General features: G+C 59.4%; 20 protein-coding genes. 16 read left to right on the top strand and 4 right to left on the bottom strand.

Features of this window, described 5'->3' with window-relative positions:
- Nucleotides 1-6 precede the first annotated feature (6 nt).
- Nucleotides 7-900, bottom strand: a complete 894-nt coding sequence (locus LJD17_RS16050) for an SUMF1/EgtB/PvdO family nonheme iron enzyme (RefSeq protein ID WP_227385186.1) — start codon at nucleotides 898-900, stop codon at nucleotides 7-9.
- Nucleotides 901-962: 62 nt separating this feature from the next.
- Nucleotides 963-2,087 carry a copper-containing nitrite reductase gene (nirK, locus tag LJD17_RS16045; RefSeq protein ID WP_227385185.1) on the bottom strand — a complete coding sequence of 375 codons (1,125 nt, stop codon included), beginning with the start codon at nucleotides 2,085-2,087 and terminating at the stop codon, nucleotides 963-965.
- A 1,070-nt stretch (nucleotides 2,088-3,157) separates the two neighbouring features.
- On the opposite strand from nirK, the gene LJD17_RS16040 reads away from it, so the two are divergent.
- The 10 genes from LJD17_RS16040 to LJD17_RS15995 all read left to right on the top strand — a co-directional run bounded on the left by LJD17_RS16040 (nucleotide 3,158) and on the right by LJD17_RS15995 (nucleotide 13,632).
- Entirely contained in the window at nucleotides 3,158-4,114 is a 957-nt protein-coding gene (locus LJD17_RS16040) for an ATP-grasp domain-containing protein (protein ID WP_227385184.1), read from the top strand.
- A 154-nt stretch (nucleotides 4,115-4,268) separates the two neighbouring features.
- Complete coding sequence (locus LJD17_RS16035) at nucleotides 4,269-5,081, top strand: GntR family transcriptional regulator (protein WP_227385183.1); 813 nt, start codon at nucleotides 4,269-4,271, stop codon at nucleotides 5,079-5,081.
- 1 nt (nucleotide 5,082) lies between these two features.
- Nucleotides 5,083-6,585 carry an ABC transporter substrate-binding protein gene (locus LJD17_RS16030; RefSeq protein WP_227385182.1) on the top strand — a complete coding sequence of 501 codons (1,503 nt, stop codon included), beginning with the start codon at nucleotides 5,083-5,085 and terminating at the stop codon, nucleotides 6,583-6,585.
- A gap of 20 nt (nucleotides 6,586-6,605) precedes the next feature.
- Complete coding sequence (locus tag LJD17_RS16025; protein WP_227385181.1) at nucleotides 6,606-7,535, top strand: ABC transporter permease; 930 nt, start codon at nucleotides 6,606-6,608, stop codon at nucleotides 7,533-7,535.
- On the top strand, nucleotides 7,532-8,398 hold the full coding sequence (locus LJD17_RS16020; protein ID WP_227385180.1) for an ABC transporter permease: 867 nt from the start codon (nucleotides 7,532-7,534) through the stop codon (nucleotides 8,396-8,398). Before LJD17_RS16025 ends, LJD17_RS16020 begins: the two co-directional genes overlap by 4 nt.
- 7 nt (nucleotides 8,399-8,405) lie before the next feature.
- On the top strand, nucleotides 8,406-9,197 hold the full coding sequence (locus LJD17_RS16015; RefSeq protein WP_227385179.1) for an SDR family NAD(P)-dependent oxidoreductase: 792 nt from the start codon (nucleotides 8,406-8,408) through the stop codon (nucleotides 9,195-9,197).
- Entirely contained in the window at nucleotides 9,194-10,102 is a 909-nt protein-coding gene (locus LJD17_RS16010; RefSeq protein WP_227385178.1) for a polysaccharide deacetylase family protein, read from the top strand. The genes LJD17_RS16015 and LJD17_RS16010 overlap by 4 nt, the downstream gene beginning before the upstream one ends.
- The gene (locus LJD17_RS16005; RefSeq protein ID WP_227385177.1) at nucleotides 10,102-11,658 is read left to right on the top strand and encodes a gamma-glutamyltransferase; all 1,557 of its coding nucleotides are present in this window, start codon (nucleotides 10,102-10,104) and stop codon (nucleotides 11,656-11,658) included. Before LJD17_RS16010 ends, LJD17_RS16005 begins: the two co-directional genes overlap by 1 nt.
- Nucleotides 11,648-12,649 (top strand): ABC transporter ATP-binding protein, encoded by a 1,002-nt coding sequence (locus LJD17_RS16000; RefSeq protein WP_227385176.1) that lies wholly within the window; start codon nucleotides 11,648-11,650, stop codon nucleotides 12,647-12,649. Before LJD17_RS16005 ends, LJD17_RS16000 begins: the two co-directional genes overlap by 11 nt.
- Nucleotides 12,646-13,632, top strand: coding sequence for an ABC transporter ATP-binding protein (locus LJD17_RS15995; protein ID WP_227385175.1), 987 nt, complete (start codon nucleotides 12,646-12,648; stop codon nucleotides 13,630-13,632). The genes LJD17_RS16000 and LJD17_RS15995 overlap by 4 nt, the downstream gene beginning before the upstream one ends.
- Before the next feature lie 554 nt (nucleotides 13,633-14,186).
- Here the strand turns inward: LJD17_RS15995 and LJD17_RS15990 are convergent.
- Nucleotides 14,187-15,197, bottom strand: a complete 1,011-nt coding sequence (locus LJD17_RS15990) for a LacI family DNA-binding transcriptional regulator (protein ID WP_227385174.1) — start codon at nucleotides 15,195-15,197, stop codon at nucleotides 14,187-14,189.
- Between the two features lie 346 nt (nucleotides 15,198-15,543).
- Here LJD17_RS15990 and LJD17_RS15985 point away from each other — a divergent pair, with 346 nt between their 5' ends.
- From LJD17_RS15985 to uxuA, 6 genes are all read left to right on the top strand, one after another.
- Nucleotides 15,544-16,824: an ABC transporter substrate-binding protein gene (locus tag LJD17_RS15985; protein WP_227385173.1), complete on the top strand. Its 1,281-nt coding sequence runs from the start codon at nucleotides 15,544-15,546 to the stop codon at nucleotides 16,822-16,824.
- Nucleotides 16,825-16,890: 66 nt separating this feature from the next.
- Nucleotides 16,891-17,928 carry a carbohydrate ABC transporter permease gene (locus tag LJD17_RS15980; protein WP_406600822.1) on the top strand — a complete coding sequence of 346 codons (1,038 nt, stop codon included), beginning with the start codon at nucleotides 16,891-16,893 and terminating at the stop codon, nucleotides 17,926-17,928.
- Nucleotides 17,929-17,935: 7 nt separating this feature from the next.
- Nucleotides 17,936-18,985 (top strand): carbohydrate ABC transporter permease, encoded by a 1,050-nt coding sequence (locus LJD17_RS15975; protein ID WP_227385171.1) that lies wholly within the window; start codon nucleotides 17,936-17,938, stop codon nucleotides 18,983-18,985.
- A gap of 13 nt (nucleotides 18,986-18,998) precedes the next feature.
- The gene (locus tag LJD17_RS15970) at nucleotides 18,999-20,075 is read left to right on the top strand and encodes an ABC transporter ATP-binding protein (RefSeq protein WP_406600825.1); all 1,077 of its coding nucleotides are present in this window, start codon (nucleotides 18,999-19,001) and stop codon (nucleotides 20,073-20,075) included.
- A gap of 22 nt (nucleotides 20,076-20,097) precedes the next feature.
- On the top strand, nucleotides 20,098-22,476 hold the full coding sequence (locus LJD17_RS15965; protein ID WP_227385169.1) for a glycoside hydrolase family 31 protein: 2,379 nt from the start codon (nucleotides 20,098-20,100) through the stop codon (nucleotides 22,474-22,476).
- A gap of 41 nt (nucleotides 22,477-22,517) precedes the next feature.
- Complete coding sequence (uxuA, locus tag LJD17_RS15960) at nucleotides 22,518-23,717, top strand: mannonate dehydratase (RefSeq protein ID WP_227385168.1); 1,200 nt, start codon at nucleotides 22,518-22,520, stop codon at nucleotides 23,715-23,717.
- A 186-nt stretch (nucleotides 23,718-23,903) separates the two neighbouring features.
- On the opposite strand, the gene yut is transcribed toward uxuA, so the two are convergent.
- Nucleotides 23,904-24,920 (bottom strand): urea transporter, encoded by a 1,017-nt coding sequence (gene yut, locus LJD17_RS15955; RefSeq protein WP_227385167.1) that lies wholly within the window; start codon nucleotides 24,918-24,920, stop codon nucleotides 23,904-23,906.
- Nucleotides 24,921-24,924 lie beyond the last annotated feature (4 nt).

Below are 24,924 nucleotides of genomic sequence, written 5' to 3'. Positions count from 1 at the left end.
TCGAAGCTATCGAAAGCCGCCGGGCACCAGCTGGAGGAGCCGAAACGTCAGCCGGTCGCGCCAATGAGGCTCCTTGACGAGTCGGAAGCCGAGATTGTCGGGTGGAGTTCCGACTGAGCAACCGCCGCTCTTCGGGTTGCGAATGAAGAATGGCATCATCGTGCGATGCTGACCTTCGATTACATAGATGCCGCAAGTGCTGGTCTCGCTGACGGTGCTGCCATCAGAGCCGAGCGTGACACGGCGCTGGCAACTTTGCGTCCATTCCCAGATATTGCCGGCAACGTCGTAGACGCCATGCTCATTGGCCCCGAAACTGCCGACTGGGCGCGGATTGGGGTCACTCGCCGCCTTTCTGGCAGCCTCGCGCTCATAATCGGCAAGCCAGCGACGGGCAGGGTTCGCTTCTTCCGGATCAAGGCCCCGCGCATCGTCAATGAAACGGGACCCTGCCGCGTGAGCCCATTCCTGATCGGTCGGCAGGCGCCAGACTGCGCCGGTTTCACGCGAGAACCAGGTCGCATAGTCAGTAGCATCGGTGTAGCTGACGCCGACGGCCGGCAGGTCGCCGCGCATTGGCGAAGCATCGGCTTGCTTGCAGGCGCCCGCCGCGACACAGAGAGCATAATCGGCAGCCGTAACCTGGTAGCGCATGACCTCAAGGGGTTGGTGGATCCGCACCGCGACGCGGGGAGCATCGACCGGTTTGCCGGCGCGGTTATAGTCGCCATCAAGCCGGTGCATCAGGGTTGTGGGTGGAATTATCGAGGTCGGTGGCTGAGGAAAGGCCGGTGTCGGCCTGTGCATATGGACAGCAGCGATGAGCGCAGCTGCGCCCGCCATGCAAAGACCGAGAGTGGTCAGCACCCTCTCAGGCGAAAGAACGAGTGTCGTCGCCATAAGGATCGTCCTGTCTTGAAAGAGAATGCCTCCTCGTCAGGACGAGGAGGCGAGGTGGCATGTCACATGCCGACCGGCGCCTGGATCTGCTTCATGAGGTCATCATTCCATTCGCCCTCGACCTTGAAGTGGCCCGCTGCACCGAGTTCAAAAGCCTCAATCAGGTTGTGATTGACGTAGGCGTAGATGCCTGGCTGCAGGAAGGTATAGAGGGCCGCGCCGGCGCACCCGCCGGGAATGAACCAAGTCTCAAGGTCGCGCTCCGGCGGGTTGCGGAACTTGCCGGTGGCCCAGACATAATCGCCATGCCCGCCGATCAGATGAGGACGGGTGTCGCGGTTGGCCTGGGAGTGGATGATCAGCACTGTCTCACCGACCTTGGCGGTCATCGCATTCTTGCCGGTCAAGCCTCCAACCTTGCCATTGAAGACAATGTGGCTGGGTGTCAGGGTGCGCATCGCCTTTTGGGTGTCTTCATACGCTTCGCCGGGACTGGCGTAGCGTTTGAACTTGCCGTGTTCGTCGCGGGGCACGTAGAAATCCTGCTCGCCGACATAGTAGACGCGATCATACTTCAAGGGCTTGCCCTGCTGGTCTTTAAGCCCATCGCGCGGCAGTACCATGAGGGCGCCGTTCATGCCCGCTGTGACGTGCCAAGGAACCATTCCGGGAGGCGCACAGTGATAAACGAAGACGCCAGGGCGGGTCGCCTTCCAGCGCAGCACGACCTTCTCGCCCGGATTGACTTCCGTCAGAGCCCCGCCGCCCAGAGCGCCCGTCGACGCATGGAAGTCGATGTTGTGCATCATCTCGTTCGTAGCGGCGTTGATCAGCGTGAGCTCGACATAGTCGCCCTCATGGACGACCATCAGCGGTCCGGGTACGGTGCCGTTGAAGGTGAAGGCGAAGGTCTCAGTGCCAGCATCATCAAGGACGATCTTCTTCTCTTGAATCGTCATCTCGAATGCGACGACCTTCGGTCCGCCAGCGGCAATCTGCTCATGCGCATGCACGAATGGGGGATTGACCAGGTCGACCTTAACCCGCGGTAGCTTGGCGACATCCGCTGCCGACACCTTGCTCATGGCGGCCTGAGCCGACGCAGGCGCTGTTGCCTGCACGAATGCTCCGCTGGCCGCTGCTCCCACCAGAATGCTGCGGCGGGTCAGTTTGAGGTCTTCACCCATGGTTTGCTTCCTTACTCCGTGACCGAAGGTCATCGGTCTTGAGGAGCTTAACAGGAGGAAGGAACTGCTCTTTGTCGTAGCGCAAATAACTAATTCAGATAGGCGCGCTGGTGGCTGTCGTCTCTGTTTAAGCCCCGCTCATTGCGCTCTCGCTTGTCATCGCCCTTCTTGCGGCTATGCCCTCTTTTTCCGGCGGCCGGTCGATGAGGGCAAAGCCGTCGGCCAAAAGTTCACATTCAACCTGCATTGCGAACTCATCCACAGCGGCTAAGAGAACCCGACGTGGCGTGTGGCTGTGGTGGAAGACCGTCGGCCGGGGCATGTCTGGTCTCGGCACCACGCAGTTCTATGTCCGCCAGAACTTGTTCAGCAATCGCGTCCAGTCCCTGTGTCCAGTACACGATGGGCAATCTCTTCGCGCCCGACTTCGTCAATCCTCATCCGTTCTTTGAAGATAACCGGCAGTTCTTCAATCAAGCTTTCACGACCGGCCGACCGTTCCTGTCCCGCTCAGGGGGGCCGGCCTTGTCGGAGCTGTGTATCCGGCCGACGGTGGGGTCTGCGTGAAGGCCGGCATGCCACGACCAAGAAGATGATCCCGGCAGGAGGTCGTGAGTCCTAGAAGGGGCATCTCACTTTCCAGGATCAAGCCGCGCACATGTTCATGTTACTTCCGACCTGCCGCCAGCCTCAACAATCCGTTGTCGAGGTTGCGTTCCTATAACTGGCAATCTCACCGTTCATCCCGCGTCCTCCGTCCTTGATCGGACGACGCCTTTCTCATCTCGAAGAGATCTGTCCAGCGCGGTGGGGCAAGACTCCATTGGCCCTAGCCCTATCCAATTCCCAGGTCTCCGTTAGGAAGGCCACGCGGGTGAGGGCTGGCGATCCTGGCCGCGACCAGCGTCACGAGCGCTGAGACTCCAGATGAGGATATCGCTCCAACGGTGACTTGCTGTTAGAATTAGCAGATACTTAATGTGATATAAATTTTCAGTTTTAATTTTGATGTTATTTGTGATTGGGTGGGCTAAGGTGGATGTAGAATCCGACAAACCGAGATGCACGCCATGTCCAAGGTCTTTATCATTCATGAAAACAGCACGTGGGTCGAACCGCTGAGACTGGCGTTCGATGAACTGGGAACGCCTTTCGAGGAATGGTTCCTGGATCAAGGGGTGCTGGATCTTCGCTCGCCCCCACCGGAAGGCGTGTTCTACAACCGTATGAGCGCCTCATCGCATACACGCGATCACCGCTATGCAGCGGAATACACGGGCGCCACGCTGGCGTGGCTGGAGCGTCATGGACGCAAGATCGTGAACAATAGCCGTGCTCTTCGGCTTGAGATCAGCAAGGTCGCCCAATACGAAGCCCTGGCGACATTCGGAATCGAAACGCCTGAGACTTTGGCTGTGGTAGGCAAGGGCAACATCGTTCCGGCGGCTGAGCAACTTGGGTTCCCGCTCATTCTGAAGCACAACCGAGGAGGCAAGGGACTAGGGGTGCGTCTGTTTCTCAGTCGCGCCGCGCTCGATGAGCATCTGGCATCGCCGGATTTCGAGGAACCGGTCGACGGCATCACCCTTGTTCAGCGTTATATTCAGGCCCCAGAGCCCTACATCACGCGGCTCGAATTCGTTGGCGGACGCTTCCTCTATGCGGTCCGGGTCGACACAAGCCAGGGTTTCGAGCTCTGTCCGGCGGATGCATGCCAAGTCGATGCAACCGCCATCGGATCGGCCGCCTGTCCGGCGGTCGCGCCGTCGGAAAAATTCCAGGTCATCGAGGGTTATCGGAACCCGTTGATCCCGACCTATGAGCGGTTCCTCGCAGAGAATGGCATTGGTATTGCGGGTATTGAGGTCATCGTCGATGGCACCGGCAGAGCCTTCACTTACGACGTCAATACCAACACCAACTACAATCCGGATGCGGAAGCACGTGCTGGAGTGTTCGGCATGAAGAGCATTGCCCGCCACCTCGATGGATTGCTGAAGCAGAAGTGGGCCGCTCGCGCGGCCTGACGCTTCTGGGCCCACCCCAAACAATAGCCCTCAAATGATCTTCGATCGGCGCCGGCATTCCTGCCGGCGCCTTGGGCAGGCTGCTGAAAACTTGGTCGCGTGAGATGTCACAAATCGTCTTGTGCAATCTTACGAACCATGCTGACCTAACGAAATGTACGACCAGTCCTCGCCCTTCGCCTCGCCTCAACCACCCGGACCGACCGCCAAGAGCGCGATGGCCATCCAGGTCCTGCGGCACGCCATCCTGAGCTGTGAACTGACCCCCGGAGGGGCCTTCTCCGAGATCGAAATCGAAACCCGGTACCGGTTGGCACGCGCCGGCATCCGGTCCGCCTTGCAGGCCCTCGCAGCCGAAGGACTGGTCACGCCGGTTCCCCGGCAAGGCTGGCGGACCCGGCCGATCACCGGAGTCTTCATCAGCGACCTCATCGCCGCGCGCCGGCATATCGAACCAGCCCTTGCGCACGTAAAGATGGGTCCCGCCGAGTGCGAGCGCCTCCAAACCCTTGCGGCGCTCGCCACAACACTTGCGGGACGGCGAGACCCTCAGGCGATCGTCACGGCCCGGGTGACCGACCGGCAGTTCCTCGCCCTTCTCGCCGATCGCGTAGACGGATTCCATAAGAAGTGGCTGCACGAGCTCTGGGATCACTCCCAGCGCGTACTGAACTTTCTTGAGCGCGGCGAGGCTCAGTACCAATCCCCAAGCCGGGAAGATCTTCTGATCGCGCTGAAAGCGTCGGATGTCACAGGAGCGACGGAACAGATTTCTCGTGAGGTCGTCCGTTTCGAGACTTACGTCACACGGGCATGGCTGCGTCATCCGGATGTTCTGAGCGCCCCGGCGCATCAACGAACCGCCCGCCGGTATCGGCCGCAGGGGCAAGCCTCACAGGGGGCGCCGGGTGAGCAGCGCTCCCCATCGATCCATGATGCTCAAGCACGGCAACTGAAGGAGAACTGACATGTTGAGGCGAGGAAGAGGGTGGGCGGCGGCTCTGCTGGGGCTGAGCCTGACGATGGCGCCGGGCGCTTTGATGGCCAAGGACAAGCTGACGGTCGATTTGGTCAACGAGCCGTCATCGCTGGATCCGCAAGTGCAGTGGAACCCGGACAGCTACTATGTCTACCGCAACATCTTCGACAATCTCGTGACCCGCGATGACAAGGGCGAGATCATTCCGCAGATCGCGACTGCTTGGAAACAAACGTCCGAGACCGAGGTCGAATTCACGATCCGCGAGGACGTGACTTTCCACGACGGCCAAAAGCTCAAGGCCGATGACGTGGTTTTTAGTGTGCAACGGATCACCGATCCAAAGTTTGCCAGCCCGCAGCTGGGACAGTTCAACAAGATCGTCAAGGCCGAGGCGACCAGCCCGACAACCGTGAAGCTGACTACCGACGGGCCTTATCCGGCTCTGCTAAGCCAGCTAGTGAAGTTGTCGATCGTGCCTAAGCATGTGGTCGAGGCAGTGGGCAAGGACGCGTTCAACCTGAAGCCGGTAGGCAGCGGGCCGTACAAGTTCGACAGCTGGCAGCGGGGCGTTCAGGTGACGTTGTCGGCCTATGACCGGTATTGGGGCCCCAAGGGCCCGTTTGCGACGGCAGTGTTCCGGGCGGTGCCGGATGCGGCGACGCGGGTGGCGAACCTGCAGGCGGGCACGAGCGACCTTGCGGTGACGCTGGACTCGGATCTGGCGGCGCAGCTGAAGTCCTCGCCCAAGGCCAAGGTGCTGTCCGTCCTCACCGAGCGCGTCGCCTATCTGCGCCTGAACCCGGCAAAGCCACCCTTCGACAACATAAAAGTCCGTCAGGCTGTCGCCTATGCGATCGACAAGGGCGCCATGGTCGACGGGATTCTGGGCGGATACGACCAGCCGGTCCCGGAAATGCTGACCCCGGCTCATGAGGGTTGGGTCGCCGACATTGCGGCGCCGAGCTACGATCTCACGAAGGCGCAGGCTCTGGTGAAGGAAGCGGGTGAGGGTGGCAAGGCCGAGATCGAACTCGCCACGTCGCCGGTCTTCGACCAGCGGATCGTACAGGCGATCCAGCAGATGCTGACAGAGGCCGGACTGAATGTGAAGATCAACATGTCCGACATGGCGAGCTATCTCAAGCGCGCGCAGGGCGGCATCGACGCGACGCCTGCCTTGAGCTTCGGGCGCTGGTCGTGCTCGTGCCAGGACGCGGACGGCGTGCTCTTTCCCCTGCTGCACAAGAGCAGTTCTTGGTCGGTCTACCGCAATCCAAAGGCTGACGAGTTGCTGGAGAAAGCCCGTCAGTCTCTCGATGAGAAGGTCCGGCTCGAGGCCTATCGCGGAGTTCATGAGATCGTCGCACAGGATGTTCCGCTCGTTCCGCTGTACCAGAGCGCGGCCATCTACGGCGCTGCAAAGGGGTTGCAGTGGCAGCCGTCGCCGAGTGAGAGCATGTTCTTGAACCGCATGGCCTGGAAAGACTGAACGGACTCGACGGATCATTCATGCGACGCTTTTTCCTCCGGCGGATCGGGCAGGTCATCGGCACCGTTTTCGGTGTCGTGACGCTGATCTTCTTCCTTCAGCGGCTCACGGGTGATCCAACCTACCTGCTCGTTCCTGAAACTGCGACCCAGGCGGACATCGATGCGATGCGCGCGGCGCTCGGATTCGACCGCCCGCTCTTCGTGCAATACCTGGCCTTCCTGAAGCAGATCGCCAGCTTCGACCTGGGTCGCTCCGTTATTCAGAACATCCCGGTCTGGGATATCATAGCCTCACGCCTGCCCTACACTCTACAGCTGGCCGGCGGCGCCCTATTGGTCGCGTGCGGCCTGGGAATCCCGGTCGGCGTTGTCCTCGCTCTTTATCGCGATCACCCGGCGTCACGGCTTCTCGCAAGCATTGTGCTGGCCGCCCAGAGCATGCCGACCTTCTGGAGCGGCATCATCCTGATTATGATCTTCGCGGTGACGCTCGGCTGGCTCCCCCCATCGTCGACCGGCGGCATCGAACACCTGATCATGCCGTCGCTTGCGCTCGGACTTCTAAGCATGGCGACCTTCGCGCGCATCACCCGCACCTCGCTGCTGGACGAATTGTCCAAGGATTATGTCCGGACGGCCCGCTCCCGCGGTGTGCCGATGACGTTGCTTCTGCGCCGCCACCTGGCACGCAATGCCTCCATTCCGGTGATTACCGTCGCGGCCCTGGAAATCTCCAATCTTCTGGCAGGCGCCGTCATCGTCGAGACCGTCTTCGCTTGGCCCGGTCTCGGTCAAGTTACCGTGCAGTCAATCCTCGCTCGTGATTTTCTGGTGGTGCAGGGGATCGTCATTCTAGGCGCCTTCGTGACGGTTGCTCTCAATCTCGCTGCTGATTTGCTCTACAGCGCAGTCGATCCCCGCATCCGGCTCGACGGAACTCGCCGATGACGTCCGCTGCGGTTTCGGCTTCCCCGCGGCGGAAGAGCCGTGTGCGCCTTTCGCTCGCGCGCTGGGCCCCCATCGCTTTGATCATCGCCTTCATTCTGGCTGCCATCTTCGCACCGCTGATCGCACCTTACGACCCCAATGCTCAGAACCTCCTCGGCCGGATGAAGTCCCCCGGAACGCTATCCCGCAGCTTTCACTATCTGCTCGGCAGCGACGAACTCGGCCGCGACCTGCTCTCACGGCTCATCTATGGGGCGCGGGTGTCGCTCTTCGTTGCCTTCTCGTCGGTCATTCTGTCCGGCGTGGTCGGCGTATTGGTCGGGATGCTGGCAGGCTATCTTCGCGGCTTGGTCGAGGTGATCATCATGCGCCTCGTAGACGTGTTCCTGTCCATTCCGGCGATCCTTCTTGCGATCATCACGGTTGCGGTTCTCGGTCCGGGTCTGATGAACGTAATCGTCGTCCTCGCACTGACGCGTTGGCCACGCTATGCCCGGATTGCCTATGGTCAGACGCTGAGCGTCGCCAACATGCCGTTCGTGCGGTTGGCCGCTTTTATGGGAGCCTCGGCGCCGCGAATCCTTCTTCGTCACATCCTGCCCAACATCATTGGGGCGGTGACGGTGGTAGCAACGCTGGAATTCGGCCTCATGGTCCTGTTCGAGGCCGGCCTGTCGTTCCTCGGCCTTGGCGTCCAGCCGCCCACCGCGAGCTGGGGAGCGATGCTCAGCTCGGGCCGGAATTATCTCGCAACGGCCTGGTGGATCGCCACCTTCCCAGGTCTCTGTCTCTTCCTGCTGGTGCTCGCCGTCAATCTCATCGGCGATGACCTGCGCGATCGCTTCGATCCCCGCTCACATTGAGGTTGCAATGGATTTCTTCTCCGATCTTTCCGGAAAACGAGTGGTCGTCACAGGGGCCTGCGGCGTCGTCGGACGTTGGATCGTCGACGCATTCGTCGCGGCCGGTGCAAGCCTATGCCTCACGGACGCACAGGCTGACGCACTCGATGCCCATGCCGGAAGCGTTGCCCTTGGCCCCGACGGCTTTTCCTACGCGGCGGACCTGACCGAGGAGCGTTCGATCGACGGACTCATCAGCGAAATTGCCGGTCGTTGGGGTGCTGCCGACGTTCTCGTCAACAACGCCGGCATCTACCCGAGCGGCTTCCTGCTCGACATTCCAACCGAAGAGTTCGACAGGATCTTCTCAGTGAACCTCCGAGCTCCCTTCATCCTGACACGCGGGATTGCACGTCAGATGATAGAAACGGGCGTCAAGGGCTCGGTTATCAACATTTCCTCCGGCGCTTCGCGCAAGATGCGGCGCACGGTCGTACCTTACTGCACCTCCAAGACCGCCCTCGATCGTTTGACCAAGGGCTTCGCCATCGAGCTTGCGGAGTTCGGCATTCGCGTGAATGCCCTGGAGCCTGGCTTCGCGGCCGGCAGCTCGGTAAGTTCCCTGACGGACGAACACATCAGCAATACCATTGCGGCTATTCCTCTGGGCCGGCCATCATCGCCGGCGGATGTGGCTAACGGGCTGCTTTATCTTGCGAGCGATGCGTCCGCTTATGTAACCGGAGCCACCCTGACCATCGATGGCGGCAATTCGATCGGGTCTCTCGCCGTCCATCAAGCGAAGAAACATCCCTTATGAATGATATGACTGCGAACCCAATTCCCGGCAAGCCCTATGAATGGCCCGAGAACAAGACAAGCGCGTTCTGCTTCACGGTCGATGTTGACGCAGAAGCTCCTCTCCTCTGGAACCTGAAAGGCGAGACCACGTCCCGCTTCCTCGGACAGATGGAGCAGCGATTGTTCGGCCCGCGGGTCGGCATCTGGCGTATCCTCGATCTCCTGGACCGGTTCGGCATCAAGGGCAGTTTCTATGTTCCCGGGGTGGTGGCAAAGAACCATCCAGATCTCCTTCCGGCTTTCGTCGAGCGCGGACACGAGATCGGCCTTCACGGCTATTTCCACGAGATCGTCACGCAGGTGTCAGACGAGGAGTTCACCGGTGCGCTTGAGGCCTCGCTCGAGGTCTTTCGTGCGCAGGTTGGAATTGTGCCAAAGGGTTTCCGATCCCCAGCATGGGAAATGACCCCGCATATGCTGGGCGAGCTGAAGAAGCGCGGCCTGTACGACAGTTCCCTTTCCGGCTTCGATCATCCCTACACGATCGACGGTGTGACCGAAGTGCCGGTCCAGTGGGCGATCGATGACGCCGTCTATTTCAAATTCGTGGGCGGCGGAGCGGATTCCTGGCCGCCATCGGCGACCGGGCCGATTCTGGACAGCTGGTTGGATGAATGGACGATGCTCCATAAGGAAGGCGGCCTCCTGATGCTCACCATCCACGATTGGATCTCAGGCCGCGCTCATCGCATCCTGATGCTCGAGCGGCTGCTCGAGCGCGTAACGGCCGAGCCGGGAGCCTGGATTGCAACGGTGGGAGAAGTTGCTGCCCATCATGCAGCCTCTGCCAATGCGGACCGGCACAAGGTTCCTGTGAGCGCCCCACAGCTCATTGCCGAGGCCCGTTTCGGAAGGGTACGCTGATGCAGACCTTCACGCTTCGCAAGCCGGAAGTACGCTCCCGTTACGGCCTCGTCGCGGCACAGAATCGCCACGCTGCGGAAGCGGGCGCCGCAGTCTTGGCAAATGGAGGCAATGCAATGGACGCCGCCATCGTGACGGCGCTCGTCCTCAGCGTAGTGGAACCGTGGCTCTCCGGCGTCGGAGGTGGTGGGTTCCTCCTCCATGCGGACGGCATGACCGGTGCCGTAAACACGCTCGATTTCAACGTTACGTCCCCGCAGGGCCTGGATCCTGCCGACTATCCGCTCGCAGGCGCAAAGACCGGAAACTGGTTCGACTGGCCGTCCGTCGAAGGTGATCGCAATATTTCGGGCTATAGCTCCATCTGCGTCCCTGGGGCGGTCGCCGGCTTTGCCGAAGCCCTCGCACGCTTCGGTACGATCTCCTGGGCCGATGCGCTCCAACCGGCCATCGAGCATGCGGAACGGGGCCTTGAGGTGGATTGGTTCACCTCACTGTGCTTGGCGGTCGAGGCTGCTGCGCTGTCGAAACATCCGGCGACTGCAGAAATCTTTCTCGATAACGGCCGAGCCCCGCGGGCCGGCGACCGGGATGGCGCCCAGTATCGACCCATGCCCAACAAGGCAAAGCTCCTCAGGCGGCTTGCCGCAGCAGGCGCACGCGACTTCTACGAAGGCGAGACGGCGCGGGTTCTGGTCGAGGACCTCCGGGCGGGCGGCTCCCGGATCGATGGGAGCGATCTTGCTGCCTATCGGCCGCAATGGCGCGAGCCTCTCATTGCCGCTTACCGCGACCTCGAGATCAACGCGATTCCAGGCTTGAGCGGAGGTCCAACCTTCGTCGACGCTTGCACCCAGCTTGAGGCCTACGACGTTTCGGCAGACGTAGCCATGGCGGATGCGGCTCTCGCCTATGCCACGGTGATCCGCGACGCTTATGAGAAACGCCTGACGATGATGGGGCATGCCGCAACACGGGAGGCAGGTTGCACCACTCACCTCAGTGTTGTGGATTCTACCGGCACGATGGTGTCGCTTACCAACACGCTCTTGTCGCGGTTCGGCTCCAAGGTCGTTCTGCCCAAGGCCGGCATCCTGATGAACAACGGCGTCATGTGGTTTGACCCACGTCCAAACCAGCCGAACTCCATCAAGGGAGGCGTTAAGCCACTAGCCAACATGTGTCCCTTGATCGTCAAGAAGGGCGGCAGCCCAATGCTGGCCATCGGGGCCGCTGGCGGACGAACGATCTTTCCGACGGTGCTGCAGATCATCTCCTATATTGCGGATCGCGGTCTCTCCCTGGAGGAGGCCTTTCACGTGCCGCGCATCGACGCGAGCACGCCGACGATTCGCATTGATGCAAAGGCGGATCCGGCCGTCTCGGCGACCGTCGGGATGCGGTACCCGGTCGAGATCGTCGAAGATACGCTTTATCCGGTAAATTTCGCGATTCCGTCCGCCGTCATGCGGACTGGGGCGGAAAACATCGGCATGGCCCATCCCACCAGCCCTTGGGCTGCGGTCGCGATTGGAACCCTCGCAGATGGTCACTGAAGGCGGGCAGCAGGGACACGACGAGCCGGTCCTCGCAATTAAGGATCTGCGGATCCAGATTGATGGCATCGATGTCGTCGATGGTGTCTCGTTTTCAGCGCATAGGGGGCGCATTCTCGCCATCGTTGGCGAGAGCGGCTGCGGAAAGAGCCTAACCGCCCTGTCGATTCTCCGGCTCCTGCCGAAGGCCGCCAGAATTGTCGATGGCCGGGTCGAACTGGGCGGGATCGATCTCGCGCATCTGCCCGAGAAGGATCTGGAAGACATAAGGGGCAATAAGGCCTCGATCATTTTCCAGGAACCGATCGCGTCCTTAAATCCGTTGATGCGCGTGGGACTGCAGGTGGAGGAGGCGCTTCGCCTTCATCGCGGCCTGTCCCATGCAGAAGCGCAGCGTGAGGCGATTGCGATGCTCTCGAGCGTTGGCATTCCGGATCCTCAAAAGCGGGCCAAGCAATATCCGTTTGAACTCTCCGGCGGCATGTGCCAGCGCGTCATGATCGCGGCGGCGCTGATCTGCCGTCCGCGCCTTCTGATTGCCGACGAACCGACGACTGCGCTCGACGTGACCATCCAGGCGCAGATTCTCGATCTGATGAAACGTTTGCGTGATGAGGTCGCCACGTCCATCATCATCATCACGCATGACATGGGCGTCGTGGCCGAGATGGCTGACGACGTCGCCGTGATGTATGGCGGCAGGGTGGTCGAGCAGGGGCCTGTCGAGACCATCTTTGCAGCTCCGGCCCATCCCTACACCCACCTCTTGCTGGCCACGGTGCCGCGCCTGGACGGGCATCGCAAAAGTGTGCTTCGGACGATCGAGGGCGTCGTTCCGAGTGTCGACCAGTGGCCACAGGGCTGCCGGTTTCGCAGCCGCTGCCCCCTGGCGACGGATCTTTGTGCGCAGCGTCCGCCTCTGGCGCCGGTCGATGCGGCCGGACATGACGCTGCCTGTTGGCATACGGACCGCCTGATGGAGCTTGCATGACCGAACCGGCTTCACCTCTCCTTGGCGTGCGCGACCTCAGGATTCACTTCCCCGTCCGCGGGTCCGACGGCGGCGTGGTCAAAGCTGTCGATGGCATCTCCTTCGATATTCCAGTCGGCCGTACAGTCGCGCTGGTGGGCGAGAGCGGTTGCGGGAAGTCGACGACTGCGTACGGCATCATTGGCCTTGAACAGGTCACCTCAGGATCGATCGCGTTCAACGGGCTTGAGATCTCCCACCTGGGCAAACGTGCTCGCCGTGACCTTGCGACCGATATTCAGATCGTCTTCCAGGACCCGAGTGCGGCGCTCAATCCGAAGATGACGATCGGTGACAGCATCAGCGAACCGCTTGCCATTCAGGGCTGGTCCAGGGACGAAAGACGGCGGCGTGTCGGTGAGCTCCTCGATCGTGTCGGATTGCCCGCGACCTATGCGGAGCGGACGCCCAACGCGCTGTCCGGCGGCCAGCGTCAGCGCGTGGTGATCGCCAGAGCCCTTGCGCTGTCGCCGAAGCTCCTCATCCTTGACGAGCCGGTTTCGGCGCTCGACGTTTCGATCCGCTCCCAGATCCTCAATCTTCTCATGGAGTTGCAGAAGGAGCTTGGCCTTTCCTATCTGTTCATCTCTCATGACTTGTCGGTGGTACGGCATTTGGCCGACGAGGTCGTCGTCATGTATCTTGGGACGGTGGTTGAACAGGGTAAGACCGAGACGTTGTTCGATGCACCTGTGCACCCTTACACGCAGGCGCTGATCTCGGCGATACCACTGCCGGATCCACAAGCTCAGCGCTCGCGGGAGCGCATCATCCTTAAGGGAGATCTCCCAAGTCCCCTCAATCCGCCGGTCGGGTGCCCGTTTGTCGGCCGGTGTCCGATTCGGATCGATCCATGCCGCACCATTCGCCCATCGCTGCAGCCTGTGGCGTGTGGTGCTCATGTGGCATGCCTTGTCCGCGCACCTGCTCCATTGGCAGCTTGACTGGAGATGTCGCAAAGCGCTGGGCAATTGAATTCGGCATGTGCCTTTGGCACGCTCAGAGGTGGAGCAGCCTCAGAAATGCTGCCATTTCAAGGGCTTGACAATCCTGCTCTGGATATCTCCGCCACGATCAAAGGATTGGCGTGATGTGGACGATCCACTGTGAATGCCGCAACCTCCAGCAGTCATTCCCTGGGATCGGACAGAGAAGACTACGCGAGAGTCAACATCACTAGACGATTGCCAGCCGGACCGATCTTAACGCAACCACCTGACATGGCTCCAGCGGCTTTCTGAAGCAATTGCCAACGCTTGTAACCTTTAGCAGAACGCCGGTTTTACCGTCACATCCAGCGTCAACGTCGGCTCACCCGCCATTAATCGGATCTGGCTGAGGACCAAAGCGTGTGCAGGTGAAACCCGCTGGCGCTGGCTGCCCAAACGGTCCGCCGAAATTCTGTGTCGCCATTCAGGGCCGTGAGCGAGTTCGCTGGAAATCCTCGACGAATCCAAGTTAGGGCGAGGTATGGAGAGCGCTTTACTATCAGCCTTCGCTAGCGAACGATGAGTTCGTGCGGCAGAAGTTGTTCGGATCCCGGCTCCCCGGCCCACAAGACCTGCAATTGCTCCACAACTCGATCGCCAAAATCTCCATATGGGATGCGAACCGATGTCAGCCAGGGTGCGATCCAGGCGTTGAGTGTGTTATCGTCGACGCCGATAATACTGCATTCCTTTGGGACCTGAACCTGGTGCTCGGACGCCAAGCGATATGCCCCATAGGCCATGAGATCACTTGGGCAGAATAGCGCCTGAGGCCATGGTCGCCCATCAACCAGGCTCTTGGCCGCCGCATAGCCGACCTCCAGATGCGAAAGGCCTGATGCCCCTGCCTGCCTTACTGCATTCCGGGTCAATCCAAGTTGCTCAAGTCTGGCAATGAAGCCGCCAACCCTATCACGCGTTGCCGATGAGCCTTGTAAGGGGTAAGTGACTGCAAGTTCCCTGAACCCGCGCGACCACAGATGGTCTGCCGCATCTATTCCGGCGCGCCAATTGTCGATCCCGACAAAAGAGCCACCTCCATCGGGATTGCGCCGGCCGACGAACACGATGGGATCTCCCCGGGCTACCGCGGCAGATAGTCCATCACTTTGTACCGCGTTCACGACGACATATCCCTGAACCACCTGCGATCGCATCGCGTGCAGATACTCGTCCTGAAGATCCGCGCGGTCATGTGTGTCGCACAGGATCATCACATAACCCGCGGAGCGCAGCGCCGTCTCCACTGATGCTGCAATCCCCGCCATGGCAGGGTTGTCGAGATTAGGCGACAGCATGGCAACGATCCGGCTTTCTCGGCGACGCAGGGTTCGACCGACGTGATTGGGCCGGTAGCCCAGGGTCGAAATCAGCTTCTGCACCCTCTCGACGGTTTCCGGAGAGGCTCGGCGGGTTTCACCGTTCACGATACGCGACACTGTTGCGATGGACACGCCAGCCTGGGCGGCAACCGTTGCCAGTGAAACCGGCTCCTTCCCGAGCCATCGTTGCTTTGTCATGCCACCTTGTTCGCCAATTTTCCCTATTCTGTCGAGCCCTATAGATGCTCTCCCGGCGGCTATAGTCTAAAGGATGATAGACAGTTTAGGCAAACGTTTGCCAAGTTCCCTTTCGAATGATGGACTTCGTGGGGAATTGGTGCTGGAAGCTGCATAAAAAAAAGCTCTCCGGCTTGTGACGTATGTCCTTGAAAACAAGGCAGAGAGGTCAGTCGCTTCAACATAAAGAGACGTCTGATCGTGCTTTTTGAGGTCCTCCGTGCGGAGGATGCTGCTGAAGCCCTTGTGGTGCCACAGATCCAAGTAAATCTCGACCTTAGAGCGAGAAGACAAGACGGAGGAAACGATGAAGACGACAAAGATGCTCCTGGGCTGCGCACTGTTCGCAGTCGGCTTGGGAATGAGCCAAGCGTATGCCCAAACCACCCTGCGGATGACCTGGTACTCGGACGGCAATGAGGGCGAGGTCATGACCGATCTGCTGCGTCGCTTCGAGGAGCAGAACAAGGATATCAAGGTTGTTCTCGATCAGGTGCCATTCAAAGCCATCAATGAGAACTTGCCGGTTCAGCTTGCAGCAGGGCAGGGGCCTGACCTTGCACGTGTTGCAGACCTTGGCGGTGTGGCGCGGTATATGCTCGACCTCCGCCCCCATCTGAAAGACCCGGCCTATTTCGAAACCAATTTCGGCCCTTTTCTTGAGTGGATGCGTCTTCCCGGCGATTCATCATCCATCCCAGGCTATATGACCCAGCTCACTCTCACGGGTCCTTTCGTCAACAAGACGCTATTCGAGCAGGCGAACGTCCAGATGCCGGGGCCTAAAGCGACTTGGGAAGAGTGGGCGACCGCAGCCAAGAATGTGGCCGCAAAGGTGCAAGCTCCGTTCCCGATCGCCATTGACCGTTCCGGTCACCGGTTCTTCAGCCTTGCGATCACGCAGGGAGCAAAGCTGTTCGACGACAAGGGTGAGCCCGCAGTCGTGGACGAGGGCTTCAAGAGAGGCGCGCAGCTGGTCTTCGATTGGCACAAGAACGGCGTTATGTCGAAGGAGCTTTGGGGCTCCGTGGCGGGCTCAGCCTATCGGGGCGCTAACGACGAGTTCAAGAACGCACAGGTCGTTCTGTATGAGTCTGGCTCTTGGCAGATCGGACAGTTCGACAAAACCATTGGAGACGCTTTCGATTGGGTCGCTGTCCCGACACCGTGCGGGCCGGCTAACTGCTCCGGAATGCCTGGGGGTGCAGCACTCGTCGGCATCAAGACAACGCAGCATCCCAAGGAAGTCGCGCGCCTGATCGAGTATCTCGCCAGCGAGAATGTTGCTGCGGAGTTCTATGAGCGCTCGCTGTTCGTGCCTGGTCATCTTGGCCTTGCCAAGAAAGGTCTGGAGTACAAGAGCGCCTCGCCACAAGGCAAGGCGGCACTCAAGGTGTTCAGCGAAGGCGTGTCGCAACTCTCGCCGGTCGCCAACAAGCTTCAAGGTTACGTCCACAACCGGGTGATCTTCAACGCAGTCATCAGCCGGCTCGGACAGGCTATCGCGGGCGAGTCCTCGCTCGACGAAGCTTACAAGCGCATCGAGGCGGACGTGCAGCAGCAGATCGCTGAACGTACCAAGAAGTAAGTAAATCTTCCGAAACCTGTCCCAGGGCGCAATCCCTGGGGCATCTCCGCTTCGGCTGAACGCAGCATGACCCTTACGTCAAAGACCTCCCCGGCGACATCGCCCGAGCCAGCAGGTGGACACGCCGCATCTCGTAAGACAGGCGCTTCGCTGCGATCAGTGACGCGGATTGTCGACTGGCCCATGTCAAGGCTGCAACGTCTGATTGGCGAGAGGAGGATGCCTTATATCTTCCTACTGCCGAACCTCCTGTTCTTCGGTCTGTTCGTCTTCGTGCCGATCGCGATCAATTTCGTCTACTCGATCACTGGTGGCCCCGCGCTGTTTCCCTCAGATCGCCCTTATGTCGGCGCGGGTCAATATACCTACCTCTTCGAATGTGGATCCTATGTGGATCCAAGCACCTGTCGCGAGGATCATTTCTGGCGCGGCGTCTACAATACACTCTTCTTCACGTTCTTTCAGGTCGCCACGATGGTGGGGCTGTCGCTTCTGACCGCCATCGTGCTGAACATGAAAATCCGCGGGCGTGGTTTCTTTCGAGCAGTCTACTTCTTCCCGGTTCTGCTGTCCCCGGTGGTTGTCGCCTTAATCTGGAAGTGGATTCTACAGCGCGACGGACTTCTGAACGCTGCCATTACCGGGCTCGGCAGCGACAGGATCCTGTTCCTGGCGGAACCAGGCTGGGCCATGTTCTGGGCCATCTTCGTATCGGTCTGGGCGCATATGGGATTCTACACGCTGATTCTTCTGGCGGGTCTCCAGGCCATCCCATCGGATATATACGAGGCGGCCGAAATGGATGCGACACCGCGGTGGCGTGTCTTCTGGCGCTTAACCCTGCCGTTGCTGTGGCCCAACCTGATCGTCGTGGTCGTTCTGTCGCTCATCCGCGCCGTGCAGACCTTCGACGAAGTGTTCGTGCTGACCGGAGGCGGGCCGGGTACGTCCACCCTCATGGTGGTCCAGTATATTTACGAGACCGCTTTCTCGAACCAAGTTCAGAATTTCGGTCTCGCGGCGGCGGCGTCCTTGGTGCTCGGCATCGTGCTCTTCGCTCTGACGCTGGCGCAGCTCGCCTTCACGCAACGCAAGTCCTCGTGAGGCCGTCATGAATCTTTCTCGCCTGGTCACAGCCCGTCGCAATCCCAAAGGTTGGCATTGGACCGATGTTGCAGCCTATGCTTATCTGCTGCTTGGCGTTGTCTTGATGTTCGGCCCGGTGCTGTGGCTCGTTCTATCCTCGTTTAAAACGCAGGCCAGTCTGCTCGAGTTTCCACCCAGCCTTCTGCCTTTGTCGCAGAAGGAGGTCACCGTGCCCGGTTATCCTCAGCCTCTGCTGCTCTTCAAGGTGACCATGGAGGACGGGACGACCCGCGAGCTTGCCCAGATTCGGCGCGTTGGCGTCCAGGCGCAAATGATCAACCCAGCCGACCCAAGCCAGCAGTTCAGAGTCGCCATCGACAAGCGGACGCCTGTGCGCGAGTTCTCTCTGGCGACAAAGAACTATACCGAACCGTTAGAGCGCTTCGCTTTCCCGCGCTTTCTTGCCAATTCCGTCATCGTGACCGTAGTCGCCACCCTGATCACACTTCTGATCAACTCCATGGCGGCCTATGCCCTGTCAATCTACGAGTTCAAGGGAAAGAATGCCGCCATGCTGATGGTGATCGGCACGCTCATGATCCCGATCACCATTATTCTGGTTCCAGTCTATCTGGTCGTCACCAAGCTCGGGCTGGTGAATTCGCTGTGGGCCGTCATTCTGCCGGGTGCGGCGACACCGACAGGTGTGTTTCTCCTGCGCCAATACATGCTGACCCTGCCGCGGGATCTTATCGAGGCTGCGCGGATGGATAAGGCCTCGGAGTGGCAGATCTATTGGCGCATCGTGATGCCTCTGACACTGCCTGCGCTTGCGGTTTTGACGATTTTCTCAATCATGTGGCGCTGGAACGAATTTCTCTGGCCGCTCGCCGTTTTGACGAAGACCGAAGTCTACACCCTGCAGATCGGCCTCAATGCCTTCCAAGGGGAATTACAGACCCAGTGGCAGTATCTCCTCGCAATGACTGTCATGACCCTGACTCCGGTTGCCGTGGTTTTTGTATTCCTGCAACGCTTCATCACTACCGGTATTGCCAATACCGGGATGAAATAATCCGTTTGGTTTAATCATGGCCGATCTCAAGCTCATCGACATCAAGAAGTCCTACGGCGCAGCGGCGATCATTCATGGCGTCGACCTCGCGATCGAAGACGGGGAGTTCGTCGTTTTCGTTGGACCATCCGGGTGTGGAAAATCGACTCTCCTGCGCATCATCGCCGGCCTAGAGCAGGTTAGTGGTGGCGAAATCCAGATCGATGGGCAGAGCGTTACGAATGTTCCAGCCTCCGACAGAGGGCTCGCCATGGTGTTCCAATCATATGCGCTCTACCCGCATATGAGCGTCTATAAGAATATGGCTTTCGCGCTGGAGAACATGGGACTCGGCCGGAACGACATCGATCAGCGCGTGCGCCGCGCTGCTCAGATGCTGCGCCTGACCGACTATCTTGACCGTAAGCCAAAAGCCTTATCGGGCGGCCAGCGCCAGCGCGTTGCTATTGGACGTGCCATCGTCCGGGATCCCAAGATCTTCCTGTTCGACGAACCGCTGTCGAATCTTGATGCCGAGCTTCGTGTCGCCACCCGCAAGGAACTTGCGGCGCTCCACGGAGAGATCGGTGGAACGATGATCTATGTCACCCATGATCAAGTCGAGGCTATGACTCTCGCAGATCGTATCGTGGTTCTGCGCTCCGGGCGGATCGAGCAGGTAGGAACGCCGCTGGAGGTCTACAATCGTCCGGTCAACCTGTTTGTGGCGGGCTTCATCGGCTCGCCCCGGATGAACCTGCTCCCCGGACGCACGACGAGCGCTGGCCGGATCGAGATAGGCGATCAGGCGCTGCCTATTGAAATTCCATCGATGGGGCAAGCAGCCGGTTCCGAGATCACCCTTGGCGTACGCCCTGAGTGTATCGACGTCGTCGATGAGGCGCAGGCTGATCTTGTGATCACGCTCGATCTGATCGAGCAGCTCGGCGGTGAAACCTACCTTTATGGGTCGGCCCCGGCCTTGCCGCAGATAACAGTGCGCCAGGACGGACAAGCGCGATATGAGCGCAACCAGCGCATCGGCCTGCACCTGAAACGCGAGACGCTTCACTTTTTCGATGCGGACGGAAACGCAATCCGCATTCGCTGATATCGCTGAGGAGATAATTTCAATGAAAGCTTTGACCGAGGCCCGCTATCGCGGCCGCGACGGAATTTGGGCCGTGTTCGATCTCAGCTGGAACACGCAGGTGCGCGTCGGCATTCTAGAGCACGATATCGGCCGTGTCGTCATGAGGCGCGACGGCGGCTATCGGCTCGACCGTGGTTGGAGTATCGCACCCGGCGGCTTGGAGCCCTCGTTCGAGGGGCGCTTGCGCGACTCCACGGAAGGTTTCTCCTGCCCTGAAGCATCCGTCCTGGAGCAGGACGGCACCATAAGGCTGGAATCTGCAGGCCTTACGGCGGTGGTGTCGCTATCGCCTTTCGGCATCGCGTGGCATCGGCCCGGAGAAAACGGCCCGTTCCTGCAGGATCGGACGACACAGGCCTATCTCGTATCGCGTAAGACTGGAGCGCTCCAGCATTTCATGGCACGTCACGAGAAGGAGCGCCACTATGGAGTCGGCGATAAGGCGGGCCCGCTCGACCACACGGGTCGCCGCTTCAAGATCGACGCGGTAGATCCATGCGGGTTCGATGCAGAGCTGAGCGATCCTCTCTATAAAATGATCCCGTTCGTCCTCGTCGATGGACCCGCAGGTGCGCACGGGATCTTCTATGACAATCTCGCCGTTGGCGAGATGGATCTCGGCTGCACGATCGACAACTACCATGGGCTGTTTCGCTCTTACAGTGCGCAAAGTGGTGATCTCGACTTCTATGTTCTCGCTGGCCCTGGCGTTCCAGACGTGGTCCGACGTTTCTCATGGCTGACCGGCGGTCAGGCGTTCGCACCCAAGTGGTCGCTCGGGTTCGCTACGACATCGATGACGATCGCGGATGCGCCTGACGCGGATGCACGCATTACCGACTATATCGAGAAGTGCCGTCATTATCGGATTCCATGCGACAGCTTCCATTTTGGCTCCGGTTATACGTCGATCGGCCACCGCCGCTACGCGTTCAATTGGAATCGTGAAAAGTTTCCCGACCCCGCGGCTACGATGGCCCGCCTGAAGGAAGCAGGCATGCAGCCTGTCACTAATCTCAAGCCATGTCTCCTTGATGACCATCCACGGTTGGACGAGGCGAAGGAGCAGAACGTCCTCGTGATGGATAGTCAAAACGGCCAGCCTGCCGTCGCACAATTCTGGGATGGGTTGGGCTTCCATGTTGATTTTACGAGCCCACAAGGCAGAAACTGGTGGCGTAACGGCATTCAGACAGCACTGCTCGACTATGGCGTCACTTCAGTCTGGAACGACAACAACGAATATGAGATCTGGGATGAGGACGCCGTATGCGCTGGTGACGGGCACCCGTTTCCTCAGGTGCTGGCGCGTGCGGCTCAACCGCTTCTCATGACCAAACTCTCGTTCGAGGCGCAGGCGGCACACGCTCCTGGCAAACGTCCTTATGCAATCACCCGTGGTGGGGCGGCAGGCATCTGGCGCTATGCTCAGACCTGGTCCGGAGACAATGAGACTTCCTGGAAGTCCCTCCGGTTCAACTTGACCCAGGGACTCAACATGAGCTTGTCCGGAATGTACAACATTGGACATGACGTTGGTGGCTTCCACGGGCCGAGTCCAAATCCCGAGCTATTCTGTCGTTTCGTCGAATTTTGCTCGCTCTGGCCACGCTTTGTGATGAATTCCTGGAAGGACAATGGGGTCGTCAATCTTCCTTGGATGCACGAAAATGTCATTTCCGAGGTTCGCGACGCAATCACACTGCGCTATAGGTTGATGCCATATATCTACACGCAATTGTGGCGAGCTTCACATGAGAACGAGCCGATGGTGCGTCCTCTGTTCTACGATTTCCTCAACGACCTCTCGGCTCTCGATGTGCAGGACAGCTTCATGCTAGGTCCAGACATCCTGGTCGCTCCCGTCTTGGAAGAGGGGGCCACGAACCGAAAGGTCTATCTGCCGGAGCATTCTGGAGGTTGGTTTGATTTCCACGACGGACGCCAGTTTGAAGGCGGCCGGACAATCACCATCGAGGCTCCCCTCGGCCGTCTTCCCATCTTTGTTCGGTGCGGCGCCATGATCCCCTTGACTCGCCAAACTGACGGGATCGATCCACGCACTGACGCTCTTCGTGAGCTTATCGTCTTTGGTGCTCCTCATGACGGTTCGGAGGCGTACCTCTATGAGGACAACGGAGATACGTCAGACTGGAACGGCGATAGCCGGTTGGAAATTCGCTTCCAATTGCGCCGAAGTGGCAAGGGTCTTGAGCTTTTCCACACATTCGCAGGCTCCTATCGGCCAGCTTTCGACTCTGTAACGGTTCGCCCGGTCGCCATCGAAGGACAAATCCGAATTCAGGAGACGTCGGAGGCCATCAAGGTTATGCAAGGCACCTCGGCGTTCCAAGGTTGAGAACGGCTACGTTGCGGCTGGACAAAGGAAAGATATAAGCCATGAGACAGGCTTGGCGGTGGTTTGGACCTAACGATCCCGTGGCGCTGGACGATATCCGTCAGGCCGGGGCTACGGATATCGTGTCCGCACTCCATCATATCCCCCCAGGCGAGGCGTGGACGCTCCGCGATGTCGAGCGCCACCGCAACCTGATTGAAGACACCCCCTCCGGGCGCACTCCTCTGAAATGGTCGGTAATCGAGAGTATTCCGGTTGCTGACGACATCAAGCGGCATGGTGGTGGCGCGGAGCAGTCCATTGCGGCTTGGATTGCCAGCCTTGAAGCGGCCGCTCAGGGCGGCCTCAAGATCATCTGTTACAACTTCATGCCTGTGGTGGATTGGACCCGGACGGATCTCGATTGGCCGCTTCCAACTGGAGCCACGGCTCTCCGGTTCGACCAGGATGCATTTGCTGCATTCGACCTCTATATTCTCGAACGACCGGGGGCGGAGCTTTCTTACGATCCAGATGCGCGTTCTCGCGCTAAGGCAGTCGCTGACGCACTTGATGACGATGGAGTTGAGCGTTTGACGAGAACCATCGCCGCGGGCCTCCCTGGATCGACGACGGATGCACTGAGTCTTGAGGCATTTCGCGACCGTCTCGCTGCCTACCAGGGAATTGATGCGCAAAAACTGCGCAAGCACCTGATCGAATTTCTTGAGCGAGTAACGCCAGTTGCGGAGAAACTCTCGGTCAAGCTCACCCTTCATCCGGATGATCCACCAAGGCCTCTCTTTGGTCTTCCTCGTGTTGCATCGACGGAAGTAGATTATGCTGCGTTGTTTGATGCTGTGCCGTCACAGGCCAACGGAATGTGTTTCTGCACCGGCAGCCTCGGTGTGCGGCGGGACAATGACCTTCCTGCCATCGCGAGACGTTTTGCATCCCGTATTCATTTCGCTCACTTGAGAGCAACACGACGGGAACAGGACGAATTGAGCTTCTATGAAGCTGATCATCTTGAAGGCGACGTCGACATGGTGGCTGTCCTGGATGTTCTCCTGAAAGAGGACCGCAAGAGGGCCGAAAGCGATAAGATCCCGTTTCGCCCTGATCATGGACATCGGATGCTTGACGATTTGTCCTCAAATCGTCGGATCAATCCAGGGTATACGGCAATCGGGCGCTTGAAAGGACTGGCGGAGCTGCGCGGTGTCATAAAGGCGCTAGATAGTCGGTTCGCTATCAACTGAAATGTAATTGCTCATCAACGCAGTCGCACGCGCACCTAGCCGCCCTGCCACAACTCTCAGCTGTGGTGTTCTAAGTCGGAAAGCGGAGGCAGAGCCACGGCGCTAAGGAGCCTCTTTAGTGTCCAGAACACGTCCGTCAGCGGCAGAAAGGCGACGGCTATACTGTACAGAAAGTTAAAGCGCGCATCACGGCGGGCCGACGTCCATGGCATCCGAGATTGCCGAGGAACCCGACTCGACATAGCTTCGCGGAAGGAAGAACAGCCACGTTACAAGCACGAAAGGCGCAGTAAGGGCTGGGATAGCGAATGGAGTCAAAGCTACGTTCAGGGCAGATTGTGCGATGACCGTGAAGACAGTGCCTATTATCGTGTAAATGACGACACGCCCGCTCGGTTGATAGAATACCGTTCCAAGCGTGACGGCGGTCAGAACCGGGCTGAAACCCAGGAGGCCCCCAGTAATTAATTCGCTCTCAGCTCCAAACAGATGAGCTGTTGCAACCGCGAGTACGGCGCCCATGACAGCGAACACCGCCGCCGCTAGTGAATTCACCGCGAGTCCGGCGAGCAAGATTAAGGCAGCCACACCGCTGGCCTTTAGGAAGACCTGTGAGATGCTCTGGAGAACGCCTCCCGCGAGGTCTATCAGGTGGAGGGGGCTTGCTTGATACGGCTGGAATGGCGCGACAACGCTGCCGGTTGGAAGCGATGTGGCCGTGAGCCCGGAAAAGCTATAGGTCGCCAGCAGCAGAAGCCACGTCACAACAACGAACGGGAATGTCAACGCCGATACACCCCAGGGCTTCAAGGCGATGGCGATTCCGCACATCGCGATGACAGAAACTGCGGCCCCCAGTACGACGTAAGCCCATAGAAATGGCCCAGGTGCGAGAAAGGTCCCTAGCGCGAGTCCCACAAGGACACCATTGTACCCGTAAAGCCCAGCGGCCAGCGACGCTTGATCAAGATGCAGCCAGTATGCCGTCAAGGTCGCAACAACGACGGCCACCAAACCCGCGAGCGCCACGTGCGGAACACCGGACGTATACGAGCCCCAGCCGATAGCCGCCAGAAAGAGTAATCCAGTCAGTGGATTATCTTGCAGCATCACCTGTGCAACGCCACGCAGATTGATATCTACAAAGCGCAAGACGCCGGAGGATTTGCACAGGCTGTTCCAGCTTGCCAGAAGTTTCTGCATTGCC

The organism is Microvirga rosea (genome assembly GCF_020595095.1).
GTDB classification, from domain to species: Bacteria; Pseudomonadota; Alphaproteobacteria; order Rhizobiales; family Beijerinckiaceae; genus Microvirga; species Microvirga rosea.
This window is presented reverse-complemented; position numbering and strand designations above follow the sequence as displayed.

Coding starts and splice junctions, on each gene's coding strand:
- LJD17_RS16005 (WP_227385177.1), top strand. CDS start 10,102: ATGCAGACCTTCACGCTTCGCAAGCCGGAAGTACGCTCCCGTTACGGC.
- LJD17_RS16015 (WP_227385179.1), top strand. CDS start 8,406: ATGGATTTCTTCTCCGATCTTTCCGGAAAACGAGTGGTCGTCACAGGG.
- LJD17_RS16050 (WP_227385186.1), bottom strand. CDS start 900: ATGGCGACGACACTCGTTCTTTCGCCTGAGAGGGTGCTGACCACTCTC.
- LJD17_RS16010 (WP_227385178.1), top strand. CDS start 9,194: ATGAATGATATGACTGCGAACCCAATTCCCGGCAAGCCCTATGAATGG.
- yut (WP_227385167.1), bottom strand. CDS start 24,920: ATGCAGAAACTTCTGGCAAGCTGGAACAGCCTGTGCAAATCCTCCGGC.
- LJD17_RS16000 (WP_227385176.1), top strand. CDS start 11,648: ATGGTCACTGAAGGCGGGCAGCAGGGACACGACGAGCCGGTCCTCGCA.
- nirK (WP_227385185.1), bottom strand. CDS start 2,087: ATGGGTGAAGACCTCAAACTGACCCGCCGCAGCATTCTGGTGGGAGCA.
- LJD17_RS15990 (WP_227385174.1), bottom strand. CDS start 15,197: ATGACAAAGCAACGATGGCTCGGGAAGGAGCCGGTTTCACTGGCAACG.
- LJD17_RS16035 (WP_227385183.1), top strand. CDS start 4,269: ATGTACGACCAGTCCTCGCCCTTCGCCTCGCCTCAACCACCCGGACCG.
- LJD17_RS15965 (WP_227385169.1), top strand. CDS start 20,098: ATGAAAGCTTTGACCGAGGCCCGCTATCGCGGCCGCGACGGAATTTGG.
- LJD17_RS16020 (WP_227385180.1), top strand. CDS start 7,532: ATGACGTCCGCTGCGGTTTCGGCTTCCCCGCGGCGGAAGAGCCGTGTG.
- LJD17_RS16030 (WP_227385182.1), top strand. CDS start 5,083: ATGTTGAGGCGAGGAAGAGGGTGGGCGGCGGCTCTGCTGGGGCTGAGC.
- LJD17_RS15975 (WP_227385171.1), top strand. CDS start 17,936: ATGAATCTTTCTCGCCTGGTCACAGCCCGTCGCAATCCCAAAGGTTGG.
- LJD17_RS15995 (WP_227385175.1), top strand. CDS start 12,646: ATGACCGAACCGGCTTCACCTCTCCTTGGCGTGCGCGACCTCAGGATT.
- uxuA (WP_227385168.1), top strand. CDS start 22,518: ATGAGACAGGCTTGGCGGTGGTTTGGACCTAACGATCCCGTGGCGCTG.
- LJD17_RS15985 (WP_227385173.1), top strand. CDS start 15,544: ATGAAGACGACAAAGATGCTCCTGGGCTGCGCACTGTTCGCAGTCGGC.
- LJD17_RS16040 (WP_227385184.1), top strand. CDS start 3,158: ATGTCCAAGGTCTTTATCATTCATGAAAACAGCACGTGGGTCGAACCG.
- LJD17_RS15980 (WP_406600822.1), top strand. CDS start 16,891: ATGACCCTTACGTCAAAGACCTCCCCGGCGACATCGCCCGAGCCAGCA.
- LJD17_RS16025 (WP_227385181.1), top strand. CDS start 6,606: ATGCGACGCTTTTTCCTCCGGCGGATCGGGCAGGTCATCGGCACCGTT.